The 21,879-nt window shown below is 56.8% G+C and carries 21 protein-coding genes and 1 pseudogene; 15 read left to right on the forward strand and 7 right to left on the reverse strand.

All coding sequences use genetic code 11. The features are described from left to right. On the forward strand, nucleotides 1–190 hold a 190-nt coding region (locus DWU98_RS22350), incomplete at its 5' end, for a hypothetical protein (protein WP_230474966.1). 267 nt (nucleotides 191–457) lie between these two features. On the opposite strand, the gene DWU98_RS20160 is transcribed toward DWU98_RS22350, so the two are convergent. Further along, nucleotides 458–1,339 (reverse strand): LysR family transcriptional regulator, encoded by an 882-nt coding sequence (locus DWU98_RS20160; protein WP_115497387.1) that lies wholly within the window; start codon nucleotides 1,337–1,339, stop codon nucleotides 458–460. 97 nt (nucleotides 1,340–1,436) lie between these two features. Here DWU98_RS20160 and DWU98_RS20165 point away from each other — a divergent pair, with 97 nt between their 5' ends. From DWU98_RS20165 to DWU98_RS20185, 5 genes are all read left to right on the forward strand, one after another. Next, nucleotides 1,437–2,036: an NADPH-dependent F420 reductase gene (locus DWU98_RS20165; RefSeq protein WP_115497388.1), complete on the forward strand. Its 600-nt coding sequence runs from the start codon at nucleotides 1,437–1,439 to the stop codon at nucleotides 2,034–2,036. Nucleotides 2,037–2,092: 56 nt separating this feature from the next. Then, nucleotides 2,093–2,599: an SRPBCC domain-containing protein gene (locus DWU98_RS20170; RefSeq protein ID WP_115497389.1), complete on the forward strand. Its 507-nt coding sequence runs from the start codon at nucleotides 2,093–2,095 to the stop codon at nucleotides 2,597–2,599. 17 nt (nucleotides 2,600–2,616) lie between these two features. Then, on the forward strand, nucleotides 2,617–3,120 hold the full coding sequence (locus DWU98_RS20175) for an SRPBCC domain-containing protein (RefSeq protein WP_115497390.1): 504 nt from the start codon (nucleotides 2,617–2,619) through the stop codon (nucleotides 3,118–3,120). A gap of 27 nt (nucleotides 3,121–3,147) precedes the next feature. After that, nucleotides 3,148–3,942, forward strand: coding sequence for an SDR family NAD(P)-dependent oxidoreductase (locus DWU98_RS20180; RefSeq protein ID WP_115497391.1), 795 nt, complete (start codon nucleotides 3,148–3,150; stop codon nucleotides 3,940–3,942). A 213-nt stretch (nucleotides 3,943–4,155) separates the two neighbouring features. After that, nucleotides 4,156–4,521 (forward strand): cupin domain-containing protein, encoded by a 366-nt coding sequence (locus DWU98_RS20185; protein ID WP_115497392.1) that lies wholly within the window; start codon nucleotides 4,156–4,158, stop codon nucleotides 4,519–4,521. 136 nt (nucleotides 4,522–4,657) lie between these two features. On the opposite strand, the gene DWU98_RS20190 is transcribed toward DWU98_RS20185, so the two are convergent. From DWU98_RS20190 to DWU98_RS20205, 4 genes are all read right to left on the reverse strand, one after another. Then, nucleotides 4,658–5,794, reverse strand: a complete 1,137-nt coding sequence (locus DWU98_RS20190) for an RICIN domain-containing protein (RefSeq protein ID WP_115497393.1) — start codon at nucleotides 5,792–5,794, stop codon at nucleotides 4,658–4,660. 547 nt (nucleotides 5,795–6,341) lie between these two features. Beyond that, on the reverse strand, nucleotides 6,342–6,842 hold the full coding sequence (locus tag DWU98_RS20195) for a DUF2199 domain-containing protein (protein WP_158545130.1): 501 nt from the start codon (nucleotides 6,840–6,842) through the stop codon (nucleotides 6,342–6,344). 52 nt (nucleotides 6,843–6,894) lie between these two features. After that, complete coding sequence (locus DWU98_RS20200) at nucleotides 6,895–8,163, reverse strand: serine hydrolase (protein WP_158545131.1); 1,269 nt, start codon at nucleotides 8,161–8,163, stop codon at nucleotides 6,895–6,897. A 656-nt stretch (nucleotides 8,164–8,819) separates the two neighbouring features. Next, nucleotides 8,820–9,284 (reverse strand): hypothetical protein, encoded by a 465-nt coding sequence (locus DWU98_RS20205; protein ID WP_147293391.1) that lies wholly within the window; start codon nucleotides 9,282–9,284, stop codon nucleotides 8,820–8,822. 386 nt (nucleotides 9,285–9,670) lie between these two features. Here DWU98_RS20205 and DWU98_RS20210 point away from each other — a divergent pair, with 386 nt between their 5' ends. The 5 genes from DWU98_RS20210 (at nucleotide 9,671) to DWU98_RS20230 (ending at nucleotide 13,779) form a co-directional block, all read left to right on the forward strand. Next, complete coding sequence (locus DWU98_RS20210) at nucleotides 9,671–10,792, forward strand: cysteine peptidase family C39 domain-containing protein (protein WP_158545132.1); 1,122 nt, start codon at nucleotides 9,671–9,673, stop codon at nucleotides 10,790–10,792. Nucleotides 10,793–10,902: 110 nt separating this feature from the next. Next, nucleotides 10,903–11,895, forward strand: coding sequence for a DUF5675 family protein (locus DWU98_RS20215; RefSeq protein ID WP_115497436.1), 993 nt, complete (start codon nucleotides 10,903–10,905; stop codon nucleotides 11,893–11,895). Between the two features lie 16 nt (nucleotides 11,896–11,911). Further along, on the forward strand, nucleotides 11,912–12,478 hold the full coding sequence (locus DWU98_RS20220; RefSeq protein ID WP_147293392.1) for a hypothetical protein: 567 nt from the start codon (nucleotides 11,912–11,914) through the stop codon (nucleotides 12,476–12,478). Nucleotides 12,479–12,592: 114 nt separating this feature from the next. Beyond that, a complete protein-coding gene (locus DWU98_RS22600) occupies nucleotides 12,593–13,309 on the forward strand; it encodes an RHS repeat-associated core domain-containing protein (RefSeq protein ID WP_425480253.1) in 717 nt (238 codons plus the stop codon). Beyond that, nucleotides 13,306–13,779 (forward strand): hypothetical protein, encoded by a 474-nt coding sequence (locus DWU98_RS20230; RefSeq protein ID WP_230474967.1) that lies wholly within the window; start codon nucleotides 13,306–13,308, stop codon nucleotides 13,777–13,779. Before DWU98_RS22600 ends, DWU98_RS20230 begins: the two co-directional genes overlap by 4 nt. A gap of 71 nt (nucleotides 13,780–13,850) precedes the next feature. Here DWU98_RS20230 and DWU98_RS20235 read toward each other — a convergent pair whose 3' ends face one another. Together DWU98_RS20235 and DWU98_RS20240 are read right to left on the reverse strand one after the other, a co-directional pair. Further along, nucleotides 13,851–14,405, reverse strand: coding sequence for a hypothetical protein (locus tag DWU98_RS20235; protein ID WP_147293393.1), 555 nt, complete (start codon nucleotides 14,403–14,405; stop codon nucleotides 13,851–13,853). A 319-nt stretch (nucleotides 14,406–14,724) separates the two neighbouring features. Next, nucleotides 14,725–15,072 carry a response regulator gene (locus tag DWU98_RS20240; protein ID WP_158545134.1) on the reverse strand — a complete coding sequence of 116 codons (348 nt, stop codon included), beginning with the start codon at nucleotides 15,070–15,072 and terminating at the stop codon, nucleotides 14,725–14,727. Nucleotides 15,073–15,696: 624 nt separating this feature from the next. Here DWU98_RS20240 and DWU98_RS20250 point away from each other — a divergent pair. The 4 genes and pseudogenes from DWU98_RS20250 to DWU98_RS20265 all read left to right on the forward strand — a co-directional run bounded on the left by DWU98_RS20250 (nucleotide 15,697) and on the right by DWU98_RS20265 (nucleotide 21,815). Further along, nucleotides 15,697–19,212: a chemotaxis protein CheB gene (locus DWU98_RS20250; RefSeq protein ID WP_115497403.1), complete on the forward strand. Its 3,516-nt coding sequence runs from the start codon at nucleotides 15,697–15,699 to the stop codon at nucleotides 19,210–19,212. Beyond that, complete coding sequence (locus DWU98_RS20255; protein WP_115497404.1) at nucleotides 19,213–19,614, forward strand: response regulator; 402 nt, start codon at nucleotides 19,213–19,215, stop codon at nucleotides 19,612–19,614. It begins immediately after the preceding gene. A 50-nt stretch (nucleotides 19,615–19,664) separates the two neighbouring features. Next, nucleotides 19,665–20,639: a chemotaxis protein CheB gene (locus DWU98_RS20260; protein ID WP_158545135.1), complete on the forward strand. Its 975-nt coding sequence runs from the start codon at nucleotides 19,665–19,667 to the stop codon at nucleotides 20,637–20,639. A 92-nt stretch (nucleotides 20,640–20,731) separates the two neighbouring features. Further along, nucleotides 20,732–21,815, forward strand: a pseudogene (locus DWU98_RS20265) (IS5 family transposase). Nucleotides 21,816–21,879: the final 64 nt, after the last annotated feature.

Genomic DNA, 21,879 nt, shown 5'->3' on the forward strand with positions numbered 1-21,879 from the left:
CTTGCCATCGATCTGCTCCTTCTACGGCGATTATCATCGCCTCATTGAGCAGGAAATCCACCTATCGGGCTGTTCAGTTTTCCGGGGCCAGCTCTGTGACGCCGCAATGGTTCGGCAACCTATGCCGAAGTTTATGCACCCGCTTGCCTGGAAGCGCATCGGAGAGCAGGCGGAATTCATGCTCCGATAAGTAAATGGACGTAAGAAGTCGCGTGCACGCATCCACATCAGCTTTTCGGGTTAGGCGAAGAATCGCCGGGCCACCTGATAAAGGCCTGGCTTCCCTGAGTCGAAGGCGTGCCCCGGTGGCGTAGAGGTCGGTTATACGCTCCGTTCGGAGCTCGAGTCCTTCAGGTATCGCACGACACAGCCATCGACGCTCGCGCTCGACCGCCATGTATTTGGTGGTACGAAATCCAAGCGAAGCTGCCATGTGATTATCGATATCCATCATTGGCTAGATGCGTTGCGGCATCGCTGCCGCAAAAAAATCAGTCACACGGCGTACGCGTGTTGGTACGAACCGACGCTTGGGCCAGATGAGGCTCACGTCTCTGGGCTCGCTCACGAATTTCTCGAGAACTATGATCACGTCCTTGTGCTGGAATTCACCGACCAGCGAAGCGCGATGAAACATACCGATGCCCACACCGGCCAGTACACCTGCCAGGATCGTTTCGGCGCTGTTGGAGGAAAGGTTGCCGCGCACCGGCACGTTGAATCGTCCTTGTGGCCCCATGAATGGCCACTCTGTCATGTCGCCATAGATCAAGCAGTTATGGCCGGCGAGATCGGCCGGTGTTTTAGGGATGCCGTACTGCTTGAAGTAACGGCGGGAACCGGCGCAGACAAGCGACGTGCCGGCGACGCGGCGCACGACGGAATCGGGATCGCTGACAGTACTCACCCGGATCGCCAGATCGATCCGGTCTTCGACCATGTCCCGCACGGCATCGGAAAGCACCAGATCCACGCGAAGGCCGGGGTGTCGCAAGAGCAGCTCGGGAATAAGCGGAAGCACGTGCAGGCGACCGAACGTCGACGGCGCGGCGATCCTCACCAGACCCGTGGCATCGAGCGTGCTGCTGGTCAGCTCGCTGTCCGCCACCTGGATTTCGTCCAGGAGTGGCTTGGTACGTTCGTAGTATTTCTGTCCCTGATCGGTGAGTGTCACCTTGCGCGTGCTCCGATGGAGCAGCGCCACGCCCAGGCGCTTCTCCAGCGCATTCACCGCCTTGCTGACCGCAGACTGGGACTCGCCGGTTTTGCGTGCCGCCGCGGAGAAGCCGCCGGTCTCGACCACGGCGATGAAGGTATTCAATTCGTGAAACTTATCCATTCGATTTTGGAATAGGTTTTATGAATATTCTGCGGATTATCATCACAGCGAGCCGTAATTACCATCCTTCTCAATCTGACTGAGCAGGAGCGGTTCCTTGTGCTATTCGATCATCGGTTTCGGAGCGGTCGGCCAGGCGCTCGCGCGCGCGTTCGCCCGGAAGAACATCGACGTCACCGTCGCGAGCCGTCGGCCACCGGAGGCGCTGGCAGCGCAGGCACGGGGGATCGGTGCCGCCGTTATTCCTGCGACGCTGCAAGATGCCGTCAAGGCCGACACGCTTTTTCTTGCCGTTCCTTACTGGGAACACCGGGCAGTCTCAAAAATCCTGGCGAGCTGGCGAGGCAAGACGCTCATTGATGTGACAAACGCGTTTGGCGTTCCGGTTGACGATCTGGATGGTCTTGGGTCCTCCGTGGTTGTCGCCAAGGCGTTTCCCGACGCTGCTTTTGTGAAGGGGTTTAACCATCTTCCAGCAGCGGTCCTCGCGGCTGATCCAGACGTCCAAGGCGGACATCGGGTGGTGTTTCTATCGAGCGACGACGAGGCTGCCGTAAAGCCCGTGGCGACGCTGGCCGAGCGACTCGGCTTTGCGCCGATCTGGTTGGGAAAGCTCAACGAAGGCGGTTCGCTCGTGCAAGCGCGCGGACGCAGCTGGGCACCGCTCATTTTTCAAGATCTCGTCAAACCTCGCTAAGGCGACGCAAACATTCAGCGTCATCAAGCGCGCCATCCAGACAGCAAAGGAAAAACATGTACGAGATCATCAAATGGCCCAGGGACATGGCGCCCAGCCGTTCCCCGATCCACTTCACCAACGAACTCGAAGTCGCCGCTTCGCCGGCAGCGATCTGGTCGCTGCTCACGGATCCAGCCGCGTGGCCGCGCTTCTATCCCGGGGTCAAACACGTCCAGTTGTTGGACGGCCACACGACGCTTGGTTTGGGCACACGGTTCGAAACAAATCTCGCCGGCCAGGATGTCCTTGCATCGGTGCAGGAATTCGAACCGATGACGCGCATTGCGTGGGGAGGCTATCCAAAGGTTTCCGAGGTATCCAAGGCGTATCACGCCTGGATCATCACGCCGACAGCCAACGGGTGTCACCTGTGGACGGAAGAGACGATGCAGGGACCGCATTGGATCGAATTGGCCAAACAGGCGCCGGACATTTTCTGGCTTACGCACGAAAAGCTGCTCAAGGATCTGGCCGCCGCCGCGCTCACTCGCGAGCACGCTCGCGACTATCTATCCCCCTGACGAAAGAGATTGCAGCCATGCTAGATAAAGTGATTTGGCCCGAACGGTACGACCCACGAACAGCGGCCATCTACGCGCTCAACGACATCGACGTGAAAGCGCCTGCCGAGGTAGTTTGGAAACTTCTCGTCGATGCCAAGCGCTGGTCGCGCTACTTTCCTGCCGAAGACCAGGTCACCATTCTGTCCGGTGAATCGGTATTGGCGCTGGGCACCCGATACCGCCGGGTGACCGTTGGCTATCCCATGTCGCTGACCGTCACGGAGTGCGTGCCCGGCCGCAGGCTTGCATGGGCGACCACCGTCGATGGCGACGGCACCGGTTCAAGCGCCTATCACGGCTGGGTGATCACCCCCACGAACGACGGTTGTCACGTACTGACCGAGGAAACGCAACAAGGCGAGTTCTTCCTCGAAGTGATCGGCCGCCAACATCCCGGTGCGCTCTATCGCTATCACCAGGAATGGGTCGAATGCCTTGCCCGCGCGGCAGAAAGCGAAGCTGGCAAGCGTGCAGGCTGATCGGGGGTCCTACCGGAGACGTATTCCATGCATATCCAATTGAAAGGCCGCAAGGCAGTCGTAACGGGCTCCACGGCGGGCATCGGTCGGGCCATTGCGGAAGGCCTCGCGCGTGCGGGTGCCGCGGTGGTGATCAACGGCCGCACACAGGAGCGGGTCGACGTCGCGCTTGGGCAGATGCGGGCGCTGCTGCCCGAAGCTGATATCACCGGTGTTGTCGCCGATGTTTCGACACAGGAAGGATGCGCGGGGCTGATTGCACGGGTGCCCTCCGCGGACATCCTTATCAACAACGCAGGCACAGCACGCCTGAACAACTTCTTCAAGCAACACGACAGCGAATGGCTCGACCTGTTTCAGCTCAACGTGATGAGCGGCGTTCGCACCGCACGCCATTACCTGCCGAAAATGATGGAGCGCGGCTGGGGGCGGGTCGTTTTCATCAGCAGCGAGTCCGCACTGAACATTCCGAAGGACATGATCGACTATGGCGTCACCAAGACCGCGATGCTGGCGGTCTCGCGTGGCCTGGCCGAACTCGTTGCCGGCACGGGCGTCACCGTCAATGCCGTGCTTCCCGGCCCGACCGATTCGGAGATTCTCTCCAACTGGATGAAGTCGACGGCGCACGACAAGGGCATCTCGCAAGCGGAGGCCGAACAGCAATTCTTGCAGACCATGCGCCCGACGACGCTGATCAAGCGATTCGCTACCACCGAAGAAGTCGCGAACATGGTGGTCTATGTTTCTTCTGAACAGGCCTCTGCAACGACGGGCGCCGCACTGCGCGTCGATGGCGGGGTTCTTCGATCAATCGCCTGAGGTTCTTCACGCCAGCGCCTATGCGGCATTCTGTGGATTTGATCATCGGCCATCCAAACTGCATCGCGGCGCAAGAGCGGGTTGCCGTGCGTGAGTTTTCTCGAAGGGCTTCGCCATGTTGAAGCCACCGCTTCCGTAAAGTGCAACTTTCTACACGGGACGCTGCGTGCGCGCCGTGCTATGAATGGTCCGCTGTCGTCTCTGGAGATACCTATGCTCGCCGTACAAAACCTGCTCGCCGCGTTCGAGCGCGTCACCGATTACTGGTCGCCCAAGGTGATCGGCAAGGTCAACGATCAGCTGCTAAAGGTTGCCAAAATCAAGGGTGAGCTCGTCTGGCACGCGCACGACCACGAGGACGAGCTGTTCCATATCGTCAAAGGCAGCCTGCGCATTGAGTTGGAGGATGCTGTGGTCGAGCTGCGCGAGGGCGACATGCTCACCATTCCCAAGGGCGTGCGCCACAATCCGGTCGCCGATGAAGAGTGCTGGATACTGCTGATCGAGCCGGCGTCCACCAAGCACACCGGCGATGAAGTCACGCCGCTGACGCGCAGCATCGAAGAGCAACTTTCCTGAGTACCGCAGCGATGCGGCCACCGCATCCATTTCCGGTGGCCGCGTTGTGCGACTACGCGAGGTTTAACGTAGCGCAGTCGCCGGAGGTTTCCTCACGGTGGTGCTCAAGCGACAATCGATCACAGCAGAACCATACCTACGGCAGCACCGGCAAAAACGGCAGTGACCACTGTTGCGTAAAGTCTCCTGTGCATACCTGCATCGTCAACTGTGCGCCGGCATTTCCCTCCGTCAGGCAATACCCGGAGAGGTTGCTCTGCAATATGTTGCCGTCCCCTTCAAGCGTCCACTGCTGACTGACGCCACCGTTGCACTGATCAGCGACCACCACCGCACCCGACGACGGATCGGCGTTGGCGATATCCAGGCAAAGATTGCTCTGTAGCCGCATCGTGCTGTCCTTCGCGTACACCCAGGCTTGTCCCGCACTCTTCTCGTTGCAGGTTACGGTGGTAACCGCTGCATCATTGGTACGGCCGTTGCCCGCATCTGCGCAAAGGCTATCGTTCTCGCTCTGGGTTTCGCCGCGCAGCAAATTGCCGACGCCGTTGAACTGTTCGCTACCGGCCCCGTTCGGATACGTATCGATGTTGCTGAAGCTGGCGCACGTTGTGTTGGTACCGGTATCCGAAACAGTAGCCACGTACTGGCCATTGTTACCGCTGGGCGCGGTGAACTGCACGTCACTGTAGGGTTGGTTGTAGCAGTTCGAATTGGGCGAACTTCCTTCGAGATAGTTCGTCCGGCTCTCCATGCCGCGCGGCGAAATGCTGGTCGCGTCGGTGAGGATGCTGCCCAGATTGACCGACTGATTGGTGTAGAGATCGGTGACCGTAACGCTCAGCCACTCGCCGCCTGCATAGGCAAGCTGGAACTGATAGTTATCGGTTGGCACCCAGTTGTAGGGCATGCTGCAGCTGACGCCGCCATTTTCACCGCTCACAGTGGCGCAGGAGCTGCCGGGCGAGCCGGCCTGGTATTGTGTTGCGCCCCGCACCGAAAACACGAAGAGGGGACCGCGATCAGCCTTTTCCTCCATGCCGGTATAGCCGCCGTTGCTGGTACCGACCAGGTGAAACCGGTTGCTCCAGCGCACATTCGCGCGGTAGCCCGGATCGGCTTGCACGTTGATGTCGTAGTCCACCGCAGTCAGCCCGGTAACCGCGGGGGCCCATTGATATTTGGCATAGGTACCGGGTACGTCGCCAGCGTGGGCGAGGATTGGAAACAGCAAAAGCAATGGCAGCGTGTACAAGCTCTTTGTCGCCTTCATGATTGCCTCCGTAGGTTGGCCCCTGTTGATGACACGTGTTGCGTGATAAGCGAACCGTTGCCCGGAAGACGCACAAGGGCTCAAGTGGAACGAGTCACTCGTTCAATGCATTCGTTCAGGTGTCAGCTCCGCGCACGGTGAAGCGACGTGCCGTGCCCGTCGGCCTTTTCTGTTGCCGGTTCACGCCATGAACGTCGCTTCCGAATGCGCATCCACATTGCAGAGCGCAATCAAGCGTTATCGGAGACAGCGGATGTTGGAACACGTACGTGCAAACGGATGAGCAAGCCAACGCCGCCGTGCTGGCAACGAGCACACGCATGATGGATTTTCCCCAATAACTGGAACGAACTACCCGAACACATGACCCCTGCGATGCCGCCACGCGCTTGACGCGCGGTGACGTACGCGGCCCTCTACGGATGTGAGCTTAGGGGCGTTCGAGTCGATGTAGCGTGAGAACGCTTACACAGCTTTTTTTGTAGGATGAGTCCGCTCGTTGCAGACAGGACTATCGGTCGCGAACATCCCACTAATGCGCGCTTTATTACCGCGCGCTCGTCGTGTATTCGTAAGCCCTGTGCGCCGTGATGCCATTACGCTGCTGATCGGTTATGGGGTGACCGACAACCGCAACAAAAACGTCCGGCCGCGTCTTCGGGCCGGTCAGTTGTAGCGACGCCGCCAAGCCGCGGGTATCGGGAAGGGTTGAAATGCGGTTGGCAATGGTTACCTCGAACGGGGGTTCGTTCGCCTGGCTCTCATCGCTCCAGAGCATATAAATCCTGCGGAACGCCGCTTCGCTGGTTTGAACCCATACACCCAGCCGGTACGGAATTTCACTTGCGTGCACGGGCAGAGGCAACGTCGCGCGTACGAAATAGTGCTCGTTACGAATCACGCAAAGATCATCCGATTCCAGCACATCCTGCTTACGCGCGTTCTCCGGCAAGTCAATCACAGCGTCCGGCCGGAAGAATGTCAGTTCTAGCTTGTCGAGCGCATGGATCGCTCCGCACTGCTGACATGCCGCCTCGTCACTTCGCATAATCTCTCTCCATTTCATCACGATCTTTCATGACGTTCGAAGTATCTGCCGGTTAATGAGTGCCTATGCGCTTTTCCAGCCGCGCGTGGCTCATGCCGTCTGGATAAAACTCGAGCGCGGTAATGCGACCATCCCTCGCTCTGACGATATGAAAATAGTCCGTGCCGTCACCTGCATAATAGAGAAGATCACCCTTGGCCGGCGTCAACGGACGGCTCGGACCAGGTGGCCGTTGGATAAATAGCTGCCCATTCTCCAGCGTTATGACGTGCGTGGAACCTCCTGCAATCGCATAGGTTCCCGCCAGGGCTTCTTCGTCGTGCGTTGACAACGTCACATCGACAAAGCGCTGGTACGGCTTGCCGATGGCCAACGCCGCCAACTGACGCGCGATGCCGCGTGTATTGGGCGTTCCGGAGTCCGAGTTGGCGAGCACCACTACCGTCACTTTTTCGCGAGGCACATAAATGTATTGCGATGAGAAACCCTCAATACCGCCGTTGTGTGCGAACGCCTCTTCGCCGCGCACGCGTTCCAGCATGACGCCGTAGCCGTAAGGAACGGTGCTTCCATCCGCGAGTTTGGTCGCCGCGGTCATCACGTTGAGTAGCGCTGCCGGAAATGTCTTGCTGTTGTTGAGACCTTCGACCAGGCGACGTATGTCATCGGCCGTGGAGGCGAGCGCGCCCGCCGTCATGGGGCCACTGATGGACACGAAGGGCGGCCTGGTCACTTCGCCTTGTGCGTTGACGCTATAGCCTTGTGCCATGTCGTTGACAACGGAATTGTCGGGATAATAAGCCGTATGAGTCATGCCAAACGGGACGAGTACCACATCGTGTTCGACGTCATACCAATGACGCCCCGTTACTTTTTCGATCACGGCACCCAGCAGCATGTATCCCGAATTGCTGTAACGCCACGCGCTTGCGGGCTTGAAGTCCAAGGGCTGCTTGGCGATCAAGCTGGCCAGCGTTTTGGTATCGATGGCCGATGCGGGATCGACGTTCCAATCGTCGCTGATGCCTGCGGTGTGGCTCAACAGTTCCGCAATGGTGATGTCGGACGCGTGGGGAAAATCCGGCAGGAATCTGGACAGACGATCATCCAGGGATAATTTTCCCTGTTGGCTTAGCAACAAAATGGTGGCTGCCGTAACTGTTTTGGTGATCGAACCGATGCGATAGACGTCATCATCTGCGGATGGCACATGGAGTTCCATGCTGGCCATTCCGCGCGAAGCACGGTAGATCACGTTGCCGTCCTTGGAAACAGTCACGGAAATACCCGGACTGTTCTGCTGCACAAGCTGCAACACCATGCGGTTGGCTGCCGATGCGAACGGCGGTATTTCTGAAGCAGCCGCAGGGAACGTTATGCCAAGCAACGAAACAACAACCAGGGCAGCTCGTAATAGGCGAACTACGCAATCCATGATCATCCCCTGTGATGCCTTGTCCTAGCTAAGCACATGTACCCGTGAGCGTACTCCTGAGAAAGTGCTCAAAGGCAGCGTTCCGCAAAAGCCTGAAGATCGATTATTGATTGATCTCGCTGGGCGGCCCATCGCCTTCCGTTAGCCGTCCGTGATGGCACTGGAATCGGCTGGAGTTCATCCTCGATGCGGCGGTCGCAAGAGTCGCGCCAGTTACGTGTGCCGACCGATCGCGTGAAGCCTCCGTAAGCGTTTGCAGCGGCGTTAGCTGGATATGTGGCGACCTGGCCGCGCAGCGTCCCTGGAGCACATTACCTGAAATAAAAAAAGCGGCTGAAAGCCGCCTTTACAGTTAAAGCTCAAACTTAGTGGCCGCTCATTAACGGAGCAGGTTTCTCATCACCAAGTGAAGATAGCCAGGCATACAGAGATGACAAAGCCCACCGATGCGCAACCGGCCGCAATCAGCGATACAAGTGCTCGGGGCGTGCTTTCTGATGGAAATAGACGTTGGGCGAGTGCTGTCATGACACCATCCTAACCTAGTGACGAATGGCCCAGAAATGAACCGTAATGAATGCAACTATGGCACCAAGAGTAGCGATGGTACTCCAAAACGCAACCCCATAGTAGTTGATCCAGTCCCATATTGATTCAGTTTCAATGACTTGGACCGTGTCGACGGCTCCGTTGGTAGCGAAAACACCTGCTGCAAGGACCGTAAGAACGATATCCAAAAGGACAAAGATCGTCCACGCTGGAGCAGTTTTGTGATCTATCACAAGACCTTCGGCGAATTCAGAAACCGCGGCGAAACACATTAGAAGCGCCACCCATCCCAATTGTCCATCCTTGAACAAGAGAACATAGCGCCTTGTTTTTAAGAGTTCTTTTCGTTCTTCCTTTTTCTCGGGTTTCTTCAACGACACGCGCATCAAAAACATTCCGCCCACAGGAAGAAATATAGGCAGCACGATATTGACGAATATCCACAGCCATTCGTTCATATTCAATAGCTTCCTTTCATAACGAAATCTACGAGTACGCGCGTTCAGCGACAGCCGGAACATACCCGCCCACCGCACCGATCGCTATTGTTTCGCGAGTTCCACCAGGTACGCGACTTCAATTGGACAAACTTGCTGAGCATCCATCGAAGTTTGTCCAAAACGGACAAACTTGTGCTGGATCGCGCAGATCCGCGGGTGGGCCATCTAAGAAATAGCGGGACACGAAACTTGGAAGGATTCCAGCAAATAGTGAGAAATTGAGGCAACCAATCACCGCATCAGTTGCATGATATCTCTTCGAATCCACGAATAAGTGGGAATCCATGCGCCACGACACCCCAGCACAATGCGGGGTCCCGGAAGCTCGCCGCGTAGTTTGCTTAGTGAGTCGATCGAATGCGTCAGCTGCGCTGGAGCAGTTCCTCGCATCGCATCCCCAAAATCCCTGGCGTGCTTCGCTTTGGCTGGATATCGGCCTGGCCGATCGCACCAGCGGGCGCTTTAGTGCAGTTATCCACGCCTTCGAGCAGGCACGCGCTACCGTGCAAGCTTCGCGCGACTTGGCCTTACGCCCCATTGCGGTTCGTGCACTGAGTGAACAGCTGACCCTGGAAACCCGTTTGGGTCACGAGCAATCTGTGACGCAATTGCTTCATGCGGCACAACATCTTGGTATGTCCGCGCAAGATTCGTTGGCAATGTCGCTGGCCGAAAACGGCTTGTGGGACATGCAGCAGCATCCCGAAAGTGCTTTCCAATGTGGGTGGATCGCCTTGCGTGCACTTTGGCAGACGCAGGGTTTCCATGTGAATACGGCCCCTTCGCTACCGATGGATGCCGCGCATCCGGGCTATAGTTTGGGTCAACTGGTGACGATGGCGGCGCAGATGCACCAGCCGGTGGTGGCGGTCCATCTGGCTGCGAACGCCACTATCCCGGTGCCGTCCGTTGTGCATTGGAAGAGCGGTCACTTTGCCACAATCGTGGCAGAGGACCACGGTCATTATCAGGTTGCCGATCCGACCCTGGAGGGCGGCTTGGCCCGGATGACCGCTGCCGCCGTGCATGACGAAAGCAGTGGCTATTTCCTGGTGCCGGCTGCGAACGGTGAGCTGGCTATGAGCGAGCGGCCGGTCAATGCTCACGAAGCCACTACCGTGCGTGGCGCGGGCTATACCACGTCAAACAATCCGCATGGTTTTCCGAGCGGCTGTAACCAAAGCTGCACGGGTTCGAACGGTTCATCCGGTGGCGTAAATGGTGCTGGCGGCGGTACTGGTGGCGCTACGCCAGGCGCGGTCAGCGCCCCCTCGCCGTCGCCATCCACCGGGATGCCCACCTACAGCATTAGCCCGATGCTGGTTAGTCTTTCCCTGACTGACACGCCGCTCAGCTACGCGCCGCCCAAAGCGTCACATACAACGGGACGGGTGACCGGGTTAGCAAGAACGGCAGTGGATATGGCACCGGCACCTACCTCTACAACGCAGGCTCCCATCAATTAATTGCTACAGGAACTGCCGCGCGTACGGTTGACGCGGATGGCAATACTACGGCAGTGAGTCAAGCGGGCAGTACATTCGGCTTTGGTTATAGCAATCGCAATCGCAATCGCATGACGATCGCGCAGCTTGCAGGTAGTACGGTAGGTAGCTACATCTACAATGCGCTGGGACAGCGGGTATCCAAGCAGACAGGTACGTATCCGTCACTTTTTGCTTACGATGAAGCAGGTCATTTGATCAGCGAAAATCAAAATGGAAATTATAAGTACTATGCTTGGCTTGGTGATTTGCCGATTGCGACCGGGTCTGCGGGTGTTTGGCAATTCGTTATCGCGGACCAACTGAATACTCCGCGCGTGGTAATCAACGCCATAGGACGCGTTCAATGGCAATGGTCCTATCAAGAGAATCCTTGGGGTGAGCAGGGGCCGACGACGACCAATGGAACTACTTATAATTTGCGTTTCCCGGGGCAGTACTACGATCAAGAAACTGGCCTGTTTTACAACGGACATCGCGACTACGACTCGGCGAGTGGGCGGGAAATCGAGAGCGATCCGATGGGTTTATTCGGCAATCAAATAAGCACGTACGACTACGCTCGAAACAATCCGCTGTATTGGATAGACCCTTCAGGACTTGATGTCACGATCACTATTCAACGCCAAGGCTACTCCTCAACCGGGAATAGTATGCAAAGCACAATTACTGTGACGAGCGATCAAACATCGGACACCTATTCAGGTTACACGATGGAGAATGCCCACGCGGGCGACAACGGTGACAAGGGTCCGATACCGGCGGGCACGTACGATGCATTTCTAAGGGCAGATCACAACCCAAATAGACTGGAACTGGAGAATGTTCCTGGCTATCAAAACATCCAGATTCACAACGGCAACTATCCACGCGATTTCAAGGGCTGCTTTGGTGTAGGAAATACGCATAGAACGGATTTTATAGGCGACAGTCAAAATGCATTGAAGTCAATCCTGAACATCGTCAGTGAGGATGGTACGGGTAACATATCTGTAAACGTTCTTCCGCCATCGGCACCAAGTTATGTTCCTTTTGATGACAGCTTGCCCGGCCCGCCCTTCTAATTGGGAGATGCGAATCATGAAAAAGGAAATTAACTGCCTCCTCGTGGCGCTGCTGGTGAATGCAAGTGTTGTGTGCGCCGCTCCAAGTGCGCGGGCCTGCCAGGCAAATGCAAGCGCATTTTTAGCTAATCCGGATAAAAGAACCTTGGCGGCACTTGCTCCAAATGTCGGTGATCAGTGCTGGCAGATCATTGGGAAGTCCAATTCAAATCTTAAAAAACTACTCGACAGCGTAAGCAGTGGAAATTACTCAGCTGCTAGCTATCTTGCAAAAAATATCAAGTCGCTCGATGGTGGGAACTTGGAAGACTCTCTCGTAGCATTGGGCGGCTTCTCTGATACTCGCATGACCGACTTGTTGGCCTTTGCAAACAAAGGGCTCATTAGCCCGCATGAGCTAAGGGACGCTTTGACCATGCTTCCATTATCGATGAGCGACAATCAGGCGGCTCAACTATTTGCGATGCAAGCTCGAAGAAGCAAAGTTAACAAGGTCACGCGCTCAGATCTGGCAACTCAAAAGTCCGCCGCACTGAAAGCTATTGACGACTTTATTGGTGAGATTAAATCATCGCAACATTGACACTAGGCGGGCGAGATACTCAAATTCTGCTTGCTCTTGCCTGTGCGAGAGCGAGTGCGTACAAAACCGTCTCAAGGAAAAATCGCCAGGGATGCCTCTGCGCTCGTGCTCGCCGTGCTCGCCAAGCCGCGACGTATCAAGGAAAGCCACCGGCGTCGGCGCAGGGGTGCGTCAAGGGTACGGTTCCCGGGGCAGTACTACGACGCTGAAACGCGTCTCAGCAACAACGTAAACCGTGACTACGACTCGTCGACCGGAAGGTTCTCGCAAGCTGACCCAACTGGGTTTAATGGTGGAGTAAGCTTGTATGCGCATGGTTTAAATAGCCCGTTGACCTACGGAGATCCAACTGGACTGTCGTCGCTTATTTTCAATCCATCGATTCAAACTCTCACGGTAGTGAGTGGGAGCGGCGTAGCTTTGGAAAACTTTCCGGCGGCAAATAACACGCAGAGAAATAGCATTGGCCCCTGGCAGCCAGGCGATTATCCATATGCGTATTACAACCCGCACTCTGGCGACGGACCTGACAGTGCTTACGGTTCCAATGGAATCAATGTATTTGATAAACCGGGATGTTCAGGCTGCGGGGTGCATTCTGGTAGAGAGAATGTTATGGACGCTTTGGGTCGAAAGGACGTTTATCACGCCACACTTGGATGCATAAGAACTACTGACAACGGAACTGGCTTTATTCGACAGCTCGCAAACGCAGGCGATCCACTCAGTGGACTGATGGTCACGAACAATCCGCCACCCACAAATTTGGCTCCCTTTGATCCGTCTTTGCCGGGTGCTCCGTCTACTTATCCACCTGATCCACAGCTATGAAAATTTTTTACCAGAATCGAACTTGGGGTAGAGGTATTAATGCCGTCAGACTGCTTGTCACGGTGGCAGTACTGACTTTGCCATGGATGGATAATGCGTCCGCTGTAGCACAAGCGACGTGTACGAGAGACGACGCTATGAAGGCAATGAGCGAAGCTTCTGATCTAAAAACTTGGGGTAGCGTTTTCGACTCCTACAAGAAATATAAGCAGTGCGACGACGGAGCCACTGCGGAGGGTTATAGCGCCTCAGTTGCCTATTTACTGGCTGATAAGTGGCAAGATATCGGTCAATTGCTGAGCTTGTCTGGAAAAAGCAATGGTTTTAGGCAATTTGTCCTCAAACACGTGGATGAGACCATGAGCAAGGATCAAAGCATAACTATCAGTAAAAATATTAAATATCACTGTCCAATAGCTGCAAAAGTTCTTTGTGCGGATATACGGCATCGTTTTGCAGAATTTCAATAATGGGCTGCAATCTAATTTTCCCTATTAGAATTGGCCACTGCAAATTCAAGTCGGCTCGGCCACTAACGGGCCTAAATATCGGTACCACCCTTTGAGCTCTGTTGAGCAAGTTCAAGGAGATGATTAATCACTGCCTGGGTCATTCCTAAGTGCAGCGCTTCTTCCGGAGTGCGATCGCCGAACTGGGGAGTTTTCGTTTTCATCCATTTATCCATGGCCTCCCGCCCTCCCACAAGCTCCGCGAACTGGGCGGCGAATAGGTCCGTGGTGTATTCAAATTGTCCGCAGCGTCGGCCGGGGGAGTCGAGCCAATTTTGATGCTGCTTACGCGCTTGTTTACCACCGATTTCCGTTTCAAGCTCTTCCAGCGCATGCACTGCCTTGGCACCGAATTCGTGTGAGTTGGGAAGGACGGCAAGGACTCGATCGAGAATCGATTCGATCATTTGGCGATCTCCCGCATCTACCCCAAACGTCGGTGTATAGGTCATAGGTACTAGTAAAGAGTGCTTGAGTTCTCCACCAACGATAATTCGTAGCTCAAAGGCCACAGGCTCTGCGTCATCTGTTGGAATGTACGCTTCAAACGTGTAGCCCCTTTCTTCAAAAGTGCCATATAAAAGCATAGTCATCCCTCATATATATCGCCGTCATCGTGGGATGCGCGCCTGCTGACACGTCGAGCGGGCTAAACTCATGCACCGTCGCGTCATCGCCCCACGAATGTCGGCTAGATCCCAGGATGGCATGACACCGTCTTACAGATTAAGACAATACTGTCTGTGGCTGAAAATAACCTCCAGTTGCCTGCATTTTGGACAGCATCAAGTGCCATTCGGTGCTGGTGCCCTGATATGGCCGCGAAGTGGGGGTGCTTTGGCACGCTCATTTCACCAAATCCAGTAGTGCAGCGTCACCCAGGCGAAACGTGAAGTCTGAATACGCTCAGCGATCCACCAAGTTCGTGATCGCCTCCAATAACTCATGCATACCAAAGGGCTTTTCAAGACATGTGATGTCTCGATATGGCGTCTTGATCTGAGTGCAATCAAGTCCCGTTATGAGCACTAGCGCAGTTGGCAGTTCCCTCAGGCGATCCACAATCGGATAAGCCGGCCCACTGGGTAAGAGGATATCTATCAGAGCCAGATCGGGGATAAGTCCTTTATCCAGCCAAGCCAACGCGCTTGGCACGTCTCCGGCGTGACCGATGACCGTAATCCCAAACGCAACCATTGCGTCCATCAGCGTTGAGGCCAACGTGGGGTCGTCTTCAACGACAAACGCATTCATAATAGGCGCCAATGACGACATCCACTTGCGGACCCGTCGCATATGCCGACAGTGAGTTTACTACAGATCTTTCCGTCAAACCGCATATGACTGTCACTCACCGTTCTACGGCGGCCAACTTTGCAGTCATCCTCGAACAAGGTGGCACGCATTTATTCGAGATCACGCCAGACGAGATGCAAGAGCTGGACTTTCTGCCTCACGGTGAGAAAGGCATAGAGATGTTCTGTAAGTACTCCATGCGCGATACGGTATGGGCGCGCATCGTCAACAAGATGGCGGCGAAAGGCGGGAGCTGCCTTTACGAACGTACTAGGGCAGGAACGTACTTGGTCACTTGCACCGTTCCGACCCCCGCAAGGTAAGTGCAGGCGAACACACCGATCGGTGTACCGATGTGGGGCCCGGACCATCCTGGCCAATCATTGCCGGCAGGCTTGAGATGGGAGGCTATCGATTCCCCCAATGGCTTTTGCTTTTAAGTCACTAAGAAGCGCCGTGCATGTGTCGCGTTCGCTCACGCGTGCAGGGGCGACGTTAGGGTGCTTACTCGAGAATAGGCCTTATTGCACCGCGGCGAGATAGACGTCAAATTCACGACATAGCAGCGAGGGTAACAACGCAATGAGCGGTCGGCCGCGAAATTTCTCACCCCTTGGGCTTGTGATCGGTGTCGGCGCCTCTGCCGGCGGCCTTCAGGCTTTCTCAGCATTTCTTGCGCATCTTCCCCCCGACAGTGGCATGGCATTTGTGCTCGTGCAGCATCTCTCTCCCGAGCATGAGAGCGTGTTGACGGAGATCTTGGGCCGGGCAGCGCCCATTCCCGTGGTCGCAGCTCAGGATGGCATGCTCGTCGAGCCCAACCGTGTCCACGTGATCCCGCCCGATGCCACCTTGACGATCAAGGACGGCCGGCTTCTCGTCGCCAAACCCGCGCCACCGCGATCGAGCCGGCGCCCCATCGATGCTTTCTTCGCCTCTCTGGCTGAGGACCAGGGCGACAACGCGGTTGCCATTGTCCTGTCGGGCGTGGGCAGTGACGGTTCGGCCGGACTCGCCGCCGTAAAGGAAAGCGGCGGACTCACAATTGCCCAGGCGGAGTTCGATCACCAGGCCATGCCGGGGATGCCCCAAAGCGCGACAGCAACCGGTTGCGTCGATTATGTCCTGAAGGTCGAAGTCATACCGGCCAAGTTAATCGAATATCGCGACCATCTGGCGTTCGTAGCCGACCGAAAAGACAACGACGGGACGCGGACCGATGCCGCGGAGCATCTGGCGACCGTCCTATCTGTGTTGCGCGCGAAGACGGGGCACGATTTCGCCAAATATAAAGACAAGACGATCACCCGCCGCATTCAGCGCCGTATGCAGATCCTGCAGACGGCCTCCGTCTCTGACTATATCAAACGCCTACGGGAAGACTCCACTGAACCGGAGATGCTTTTTCGGGAGCTGCTCATTGGCGTGACCGAGTTTTTCCGCGATCCATTGGCCTTCCAAGGGCTATCCGCAGTCATCGAAGCCTTGCTTGAGCGCGTTGCGGAAGGGCAATCCCTGCGGATCTGGGTACCGGCCTGTTCGACAGGTGAAGAGGTCTACAGCCTCGCTATTACCGTCCAAGAACTGATCGAGGCGCGCGGCGCGAACGTGGAAGTGCAGATTTTCGGCACGGACATCGATGATCGGGCGATCGAGTTCGCTAGAGCAGGACGTTACCCGCGCACGACTGGTATCTCATCCGAGCGTCTGCGGCGTTGGTTTGTCGAGGACGACGGCGACTTTTACCCGACTCGCCAGATTCGCGGATTGTGCGTCTTTTCTGTGCACAACGTGGCGAAGGATCCACCGTTTTCCAGGCTCGACCTGATCTCGTGTCGCAACCTCATGATCTATATGAACAGCGACCTCCAGGATCGGGTATTGCGCACGTTCCACTATGCGTTAAAGCCTGACGGCTTCCTTTTCCTAGGATTGTCAGAAGGCGTAAGTCGGCACACTAAGTTCTTCACACTGAAGGACAAAGCCGCTCACATCTTCCAAAGGCGCGAGGGGGATGCCGCATTTCCGTCCATGCCGATGCCCACGCAGGCGGCTATCGCTTCGAACCGCCTCACCAGTGGACTTGGCCGGGGATCGGGCGACGCCGTCGATCATGGTGTTCGTGCGGCTTTGGCGAAACATGCGCCTGCATTCCTCGTTGTGGATCGCCAAAGCAACATCGTGCGCTATTCGGGCGGGGAAATTGCCCCATACCTAGAGCCTTCCGCAGGTGCGGCAAGCCTCAATCTCGTTTCAAACCTGCGCAATAGCCTACGGATCATCGTAAGCACGACGTTACAGTCCGTGATAAAGACAGGAAAAGGAGTCATCGTTGATAGCGTTTCCCTCCTCATGGAGGGTGAGCAACGTGTGCTGAGCGTCATCGTCGAACCAGTGCGTGACACAAACGTCGAAGGACTTTACGTCATCGCTTTCCAACATGTTCGCATGACAGTGCCAGAGCCCTCGCCAGCCGCGGACGGGAGCCCTCGGAGTCCTGAGGTCGTGGCCATCGAGCAGGAGCTTCGCACGACCCGGGCTCAGTTGCAGGCGATGATCGGCGACCTTGAAACGGCGAACGAAGAAATGAAGTCCGCCGCGGAGGAGTATCAGTCAGTCAATGAAGAGCTGCAGTCGACTAACGAGGAGCTTCAGACGTCGAAGGAAGAAATGCAGTCCATCAATGAGGAGCTGCAAACCGTCAACGCCGAGATGATGGCGAAGAACGATCTTCTCTCCAATCTCAATAGCGATCTGCAGAACTTGCTGGACAGCACGCAAATCGCGACGATCTTTCTTGACGAAAATCTTCGTATCAAAAACTTCACGCCGAGCATGGCGGACATCTTCAGCCTACGGAGCGGTGATCGTGGCCGCCCCCTGACCGAAATCGTCAGCCTGCTTGCTTACGACGATCTGCAGCGCGATGTGGACAAAGTGCTGCGCGAACTCACCGTCTTGGAGCGTGAGCTCGACCTGCACGACCGTGGCGCATCGTTCGTCATGCGTATCCGCCCATACCGCAGTGTCGAGCGGGTGATTGAGGGTGTGGTCATCACCTTTGTCGACGTGACAGAGCACAAGAAGGCCGAGCAGGCCCGCGGCGTTAGCGAGCGCCGCTTCACCACGATTGTCAACCAGGCCGCTGTAGGTGTGGCCGAAACAGACCTCGACGGGCGCTTCCTTCTGACCAACGCCGCGTTCGAGAAGATGGTCGATCGGTCCGGGGAAGATTTAGAGCGAGTGCGCAAGGATGAGCTCATCCATCCCGATGATGCCGAGGCTATCCACCAGCGCTTTGTTCAGGTAACGCGTGACGGAGAGCCGTGTGAAGCCGAGTACCGCCTTCTGCGCCGAGACGGCACGATCATATGGGTGCATGACAGCGTCTCGGTGCTCGGTAACAGCGACGGGCGCGCCAACCGCATCATCTCCGTCACCCTGGATATCGACAATCGCAAGCGTGTTGAAGAGCAAGCGAAACTGCTTTTGGGGGAACTCGACCACCGTGTGAAGAACATCCTGGCGATCGTATCATCCATTGTCGCCCAGACCCTAAAGACAAATCCCTCGCCGGAAGCGTTCGCAGAAAAGATTGCAGGCCGTATCACAGCAATCGCGCGCGCGCATAGCCAACTTACCCATCGTGGTTCCGCTGGCGCTGGAAGTCTTCGCGACCTTATCGATACCGAACTGGAGCCTTACCGGGATCGGGAGCTCCGTGTGGAGGGCCCTGTCGTTGTGCTGACCCCCAAGGCAGGTCTTTCGATGGCAATGGCTATCCATGAATTGGCCAGCAACGCGGCAAAGTACGGTTCACTGTCCGATCCGCACGGCCGACTTACCATCTCCTGGGTGGTGACGTCGGGCCCTTATCGCCGATTGCAGTTGAAATGGACGGAAACTGGCGGCCCCCCTGTTCCCGGACCGCCTGCACAAAGGGGCTTTGGCACCACATTGATCGAACGCTCCCTGGGCTACGAGCTCGACGCGGAAGTTGACCGCAGCTTCGCGGCGACTGGCTTAGTCTGCACCATCGATATGCCTTTTAACGCGGAAGTCGGAGAGTTCCGCCCCACCAAGCGAGCGGACGGTTGAATGGCTGCCAAACGAGTCATCGATGGCCGCCGGGTGCTGGTGGTTGAGGATGAGATGACCGTTGTATTGGTGATCGAAGAGACGCTGCTCGACCTCGGTATCCAAGTGGTAGGTCCTGTGGCGCGCGTGGATACAGCTTTGTCACTGGCAAAAGAATCAGCCATCGACGCCGCGATCCTGGACATCAACATCCGCGGCGGTAATTCCTATGGTGTCGCGGATATTCTGGCCGAACGGCGAATTCCGTTCCTGTTCTGCAGCGGCTACAGCGATGTGGCAGTCGAGGAAAGACACCGCGATCGCCCACGCCTGGCAAAGCCCTACAGCCTGAGAGAGCTGCAAGACCGGGTGCTGCAATTGTTGGGCGAGGCGCCCAACGAATATTCCAAAACACCCCAATGAGGCCTGTGCCACACAGCGTTTCGTTTACGCATTTGATGGGAGCAAGTCCTATGGCCAAGCGCGAGATCATTGCCATCGGCGGCTCGGCTGGCTCAATCGAAGTCATTCGGCGAATCTGCCTTGCATTGCCCACAGACCTGGAGGCTTCGGTCCTCATCGCCGTCCACGTCGGGGCCAGCGATCGAGATCTCCTTGCCGCCATTCTGGACAGCGGCGGCCCGCTCCCAGCGAGCACTGCCCTTGATGGCGAACCGCTCCAGGAAGCGCACGTCTATGTGGCGCCCCCAGACCATCACCTCGTGATTGATGGACACTTTGCCCGATTGGGCCGCGGACCACGCGAGAACATGGCGCGGCCGGCGATCGATCCCCTGTTTCGCTCCGCCGGCATCAGCGCCGGGCCCAGGGCTATCGGCGTTCTGCTCTCCGGGTTGCTGAATGACGGCGCCTCGGGTTTGGCAGATCTCAAGCGCTGTGGAGGTGTAACAGTCGTGCAGAGCCCGCTCGATGCTGTCCAGGGCGAGATGCCCCGAACCGCGCTGCTCGCGAGCGATATTGATTACCGTGCGCCGGCCCGCGATCTGGGTGAGCTTGTAGTCCGCCTTGCACGCGAAGAACCAGGCCCGGCTCTAACTCCGCCCGAAAGCGTCGCGCTGGAAGTGGCCATCGCGCTGGGTCGGCCCTCTGACACCCCAACCATCGCCGGGATAGCCGACCCGGTCCCGTTGGCATGCCCTGCCTGTGGAGGGACGTTGTCGCAGGTCAGGCGCTCCCCGCTGCGCTTCCGTTGTCAGGTGGGACATGGCTATACCGCCGAAGCGTTGGCACACGAACAGGAGGGTTCCGTTGATGAGGCCTTTCGCATTGCTCTCAGAGTTATTGGGGAGCGCGTCGTTCTCATGGAGAAAATGACGCTTGACGCGCTTCAGGCGGGAAGAGCCACCGCTGCCGCGGGGTTCGAGCAGCGCAGTCAGGAGTACAGACGCTCCGCGGCGGTCGTGATGGAGGCGGCGCTTAAAAGATAGCGGTAGTGTCGGGGCGTTGAGGTGTAGCAGGCTGTTGAAAAACCGCATCAAACCGGCACAATCATAGTCTGCATCAATGGTGAGGCAAGATCGTGCGTGGAGTGGATGTGCAGCAACTGGGAATGTTCGCGTACGTATCGGTGGAAGAATGCGTACCCAAGGATCATCCCATCCGCAAGCTCCGCATCCTGGTGGATACGATTCTCGCTCAATTGGACAACCTGCTGTCTTCGCGTTACGCCGAAGGTGGGCGGCCCTCCATCCCGCCCGAACGCATCCTGCGCGCCTCGCTGTTGCAGGTGATCTACAGTGTGCGGAGCGAGCGATAGCTGATGGAGCAAATGCAGTACAACCTATTGTTTCGCTGGTTTGTGGGCCTGAATATCGATGATCCGGTATGGGATCACTCCACGTTTTCATTCAACCGGGATCGTTTGTTCGACGAGGAGACTGCGCAAGCGTTTTTCGAGAATACCGTGTTACTGGCACGATTGAATGAGCTTGTCAGTGACGAGCATTTCTCGGTCGATGGCACCTTGCTGGAAGCGTGGTCCTCGCACAAAAGCTTCCGCCCCAAAGAGCGAGACGGCAAGGATGACGAGGATGGGGACGGGAGTGCGTTCCGCGGTAAAAACGCAGCAACGCCACGCACGCCTCCACGACGGACCCGGATGCACGCCTGGCACGCAAAGGCAAAGGGCGCGAGGCAAGGTTGAGTTATTTGGCCAATGCGCTGATGGAAAATCGCCATGGCTTTCTGGTCGGTATCGACGTGCGGCACGCCAGCGGTACGGGGAGCGCGAGGGCGCACTGGCGCTGGTGGATGCCCATCTTCGTCACGGCGCAACACTCGGCTCCGACAAAGGCTACGACGTACATGACTTCGTGGAGCAGCTCAAGCGCCGCGGCATTCGTCCTCACATTGCCCGTCACACGCAGGGGCGACGCAGTGCGATCGATGGACGAACGGCGCGCGGCAAGGGCTATGCGATCAGTCAGCAAGTACGCGAACGAATCGAACAGGGATTTGGCTGGGTCAAGACCATCGGTGACTTACGCAAGCTGCCGCTCGTTGGATTGTCCCATGTACGTGCATGGGCGACGTGGAACTTCGCCGCCTACAACCTGATTCGGATGGGTGGCATCGGCGAGTGGTGGAATCCGTCCCCGACCTGATGACAGACATCCACCGAGCCATAGAAAACCACTATGACTTAGCGCGTAAAATGATGTTTCTCAA

The organism is Dyella monticola (assembly GCF_003363155.1).
GTDB classification, from domain to species: Bacteria; Pseudomonadota; Gammaproteobacteria; order Xanthomonadales; family Rhodanobacteraceae; genus Dyella_B; species Dyella_B monticola.

Excerpts from the sequence above, each read along its gene's own strand:
- DWU98_RS20160 (WP_115497387.1), bottom strand. The coding sequence starts at position 1,339 with ATGGATAAGTTTCACGAATTGAATACCTTCATCGCCGTGGTCGAGACC.
- DWU98_RS20170 (WP_115497389.1), top strand. The coding sequence starts at position 2,093 with ATGTACGAGATCATCAAATGGCCCAGGGACATGGCGCCCAGCCGTTCC.
- DWU98_RS20175 (WP_115497390.1), top strand. The coding sequence starts at position 2,617 with ATGCTAGATAAAGTGATTTGGCCCGAACGGTACGACCCACGAACAGCG.
- DWU98_RS20180 (WP_115497391.1), top strand. The coding sequence starts at position 3,148 with ATGCATATCCAATTGAAAGGCCGCAAGGCAGTCGTAACGGGCTCCACG.
- DWU98_RS20185 (WP_115497392.1), top strand. The coding sequence starts at position 4,156 with ATGCTCGCCGTACAAAACCTGCTCGCCGCGTTCGAGCGCGTCACCGAT.
- DWU98_RS20190 (WP_115497393.1), bottom strand. The coding sequence starts at position 5,794 with ATGAAGGCGACAAAGAGCTTGTACACGCTGCCATTGCTTTTGCTGTTT.
- DWU98_RS20195 (WP_158545130.1), bottom strand. The coding sequence starts at position 6,842 with ATGCGAAGTGACGAGGCGGCATGTCAGCAGTGCGGAGCGATCCATGCG.
- DWU98_RS20200 (WP_158545131.1), bottom strand. The coding sequence starts at position 8,163 with ATGGTGTTGCAGCTTGTGCAGCAGAACAGTCCGGGTATTTCCGTGACT.
- DWU98_RS20205 (WP_147293391.1), bottom strand. The coding sequence starts at position 9,284 with ATGAACGAATGGCTGTGGATATTCGTCAATATCGTGCTGCCTATATTT.
- DWU98_RS20215 (WP_115497436.1), top strand. The coding sequence starts at position 10,903 with ATGACGATCGCGCAGCTTGCAGGTAGTACGGTAGGTAGCTACATCTAC.
- DWU98_RS20220 (WP_147293392.1), top strand. The coding sequence starts at position 11,912 with ATGAAAAAGGAAATTAACTGCCTCCTCGTGGCGCTGCTGGTGAATGCA.
- DWU98_RS20230 (WP_230474967.1), top strand. The coding sequence starts at position 13,306 with ATGAAAATTTTTTACCAGAATCGAACTTGGGGTAGAGGTATTAATGCC.
- DWU98_RS20235 (WP_147293393.1), bottom strand. The coding sequence starts at position 14,405 with ATGCTTTTATATGGCACTTTTGAAGAAAGGGGCTACACGTTTGAAGCG.
- DWU98_RS20240 (WP_158545134.1), bottom strand. The coding sequence starts at position 15,072 with ATGAATGCGTTTGTCGTTGAAGACGACCCCACGTTGGCCTCAACGCTG.
- DWU98_RS20250 (WP_115497403.1), top strand. The coding sequence starts at position 15,697 with ATGAGCGGTCGGCCGCGAAATTTCTCACCCCTTGGGCTTGTGATCGGT.
- DWU98_RS20255 (WP_115497404.1), top strand. The coding sequence starts at position 19,213 with ATGGCTGCCAAACGAGTCATCGATGGCCGCCGGGTGCTGGTGGTTGAG.
- DWU98_RS20260 (WP_158545135.1), top strand. The coding sequence starts at position 19,665 with ATGGCCAAGCGCGAGATCATTGCCATCGGCGGCTCGGCTGGCTCAATC.